The sequence below is a fragment of the Paraburkholderia elongata genome (assembly GCF_013177735.1).
GTDB lineage: Bacteria > Pseudomonadota > Gammaproteobacteria > Burkholderiales > Burkholderiaceae > Paraburkholderia > Paraburkholderia elongata.
In genome coordinates, this window is record NZ_WOEZ01000110.1 from 1 (window position 1) to 2,445 (window position 2,445).

The window sequence follows — 2,445 nt, forward strand, 5'->3', positions numbered from 1 at the left end:
CAAAGCCAAAGTCACCATGAGAAAAGCGTACGGCTTCCGAACCTTCAGAGCCACGGAAATCGCGCTCTATCATGCACTTGGCAAGCTCCCCGAGCCTCCATCCACCCACACTTTTTACTGACCAACCTTAAGTTCTTGGAACTGGACGGCGACAATCATGTTGGCCGGCGTGTTGCTTGACGCTATCCAGCGAGTTGGTCGAGCGCGCCTACGTTCCGTTACGGGCACGGCGGCAGGAGATACCGAAGGACGGAGGAAAGGTTCGTGTCCTGTCGATCCCTGCTATCCGGGACAGAGTGGTTCAAGGTGCACTCAAGCTCATATTGGAGCCGATCTTCGAGGCAGACTTCCAACCGGGGTCGTACGGTTATCGTCCCAAGCGTACCGCGCATGAAGCGGTGCATCGGGTGGCAACGGCCATTGTTCAGTGGAAGACCCGAGTCATAGATTTGGATTTGCGCGCTTACTTTGACACAGTTCGGCATCACATACTACTGGAAAAGGTTGCGCGTCGGGTCAATGACGACGAGGTCATGTGTTTGCTGAAATTGATGCTGACGGCATCGGGCAAACAAGGCGTTCCGCAAGGCGGGGTGATTTCGCCGCTGCTCAGTAATGTCTATCTCACCGAGGTTGATCGGATGCTGGAGCGTGCGAAGGATGCCACGCGCAACGGGAAGTACACGTACGTCGAATATGTCCGTTTCGCTGACGATCTGGTCGTGCTGATCGATGCCCACCCGCGCCATGCGTGGTTGTTGGGGGCAGTGAGCAAGCGACTTCGGGAAGAATTTGCCAAACTGCAGGTCGAGGTTTTGAAGAGAAGAGTCGCACAGTGGATCTGGACTGCGCAGAGAGCTTCGGCTTTCTGGGATTCGACTTCCGTCGACTCCGCAGCGTAAAGAAGCACGTGTGGCGAGCGCACTACACGCCCAAGCTGAAGAAGCGGACTGCGTTATTGCGCAAGCTCAAAGGGGTGTTTCGGCGATACCAGTCGCAGCCGGTGGATCGGGTGGTAGAACTGATCAATCCGGTATTGCGCGGCTGGGTGAATTACTTCGCTGCTGGACATTCCAGCGAGTGCTTCAGCTTCATCAAAGACTGGGTGGAAAAGAAGATTCGACGCCACATGGGTCGATCCCGGAATCGACGGGGCTTCGGCTGGAAGAGGTGGAGTAGGCGCTGGCCGTATGAAGAACTGAAGCTGTTTAATGGCTATCGGGTTCGTCGAACTGCCGCACCGAAAGCGTCCCCAGCGTGATAGGTCGCATAAATCTTGGCATGAAGCACACAGGAGAGCGTAATGCCGGAAATCGGCCCGCTGCGTTCGACGTGGCGGGAGCTGGAAACGTGACTATGGTCACCGGATTGCGGGCCATCGCGAAAGCGGTGGAATCACCACCGGCGCCTACCGGTGCGCGCGCCAGTGCTCGACCCTACCTTCGGGGGCTCCGCTGCCGGAAGGCAGTGGAGCTACCCAATCATTACTGCCGCAGCTAATCTCGTGTGACGCCAGTGTTTCGATTCCGGTGCAGCGCGCCGTGATCTAATCCATAGGGGTCGTTCGTATCGTTTGCCTTTTACGCTTCGTCTAAAAACGCGGTCGCTTTAAGCCGGCTGCATGAACATCTTCCTTCTCGTTGGATTGAACGTGCCGTGCAAGTCACTGGATCCGCGAGCATCCGGCCGTAGGCGTCCGCCGGCGCAGCACGTCGTCTGGCTGGTCATCGCGCTTGCATTGTATCGGCAACAATTATAGAGCAAGGTCTTGGTGCTGCTCGCCGGATAGTTCACGCGGACGCCAATGCTAAGATTTTGCAGACCTTATTAAGTAATCTCATATAACAAGTCTACCAAACCCATATCCCCAAGAAGGATAAGATCGCAAATTGAGTTGTCTGACGTAACATAGTTTTGATTGTGGTCAGTCGAAAGTAAATTAGAACCTTCGGAACTTCTAGTGCGGATAAGGGAATCGGTCGGCATTGATAGGTTAGTGCGTCTCGGGTCACGAAAGCCGCGCACGCCCCGAAGGAAGTCCCCCTGGGGGATGCGACGTTCGCATTCGCGTCGGTTAGTGGCTGTTTTCAACTCGGCTGTGGACTCGCGCGGCGGCCTTGACGAACACGTGTTAACAGTCGCCAGGTCCGGAACCTCAACGCATGGCCGCCGAGTAGCTGCCCAACTGATCGGTGACGATCTTGCGCGTCACGGGGCCGTACTACGGGGCCGTACTTCTGGTTGGGAATCCCCGCCATGCATCGGGCGCAGCGCGACCCACAATTGAGGTAGATTATTTGAACCGTTCTCATGATGTGCGGGCCGACGAGATCGCATCATTCGGCCCATTTCGCTTGCTTGCTGCAGAAAGGCTTCTTTATCAGGGAGACGTTCCGCTTCGATTGGGCAGCCGCGCGCTCGATATCCTGATCCTGCTGGTCGAAC

The 2,445-nt window shown here is 56.2% G+C and carries 2 protein-coding genes and 2 pseudogenes; 3 read left to right on the forward strand and 1 reads right to left on the reverse strand.

From position 1 onward, the window contains the following. Positions 1–176 precede the first annotated feature (176 nt). From GNZ13_RS20875 to GNZ13_RS52500, 3 genes and pseudogenes are all read left to right on the forward strand, one after another. Positions 177–902 (forward strand): reverse transcriptase domain-containing protein, encoded by a 726-nt coding sequence (locus GNZ13_RS20875; protein WP_216674949.1) that lies wholly within the window; start codon positions 177–179, stop codon positions 900–902. Positions 903–958: 56 nt separating this feature from the next. Further along, positions 959–1,261 carry a group II intron maturase-specific domain-containing protein gene (locus GNZ13_RS51585; protein WP_216674950.1) on the forward strand — a complete coding sequence of 101 codons (303 nt, stop codon included), beginning with the start codon at positions 959–961 and terminating at the stop codon, positions 1,259–1,261. A gap of 356 nt (positions 1,262–1,617) precedes the next feature. Beyond that, positions 1,618–1,747 (forward strand): annotated as a pseudogene (locus GNZ13_RS52500) (transposase domain-containing protein); the annotation flags it as partial. Positions 1,748–1,962: 215 nt separating this feature from the next. On the opposite strand, the pseudogene GNZ13_RS54635 reads toward GNZ13_RS52500, so the two are convergent. After that, positions 1,963–2,215: pseudogene (locus GNZ13_RS54635) on the reverse strand (hypothetical protein); the annotation flags it as partial. Between the last annotated feature and the right edge of the window lie 230 nt (positions 2,216–2,445).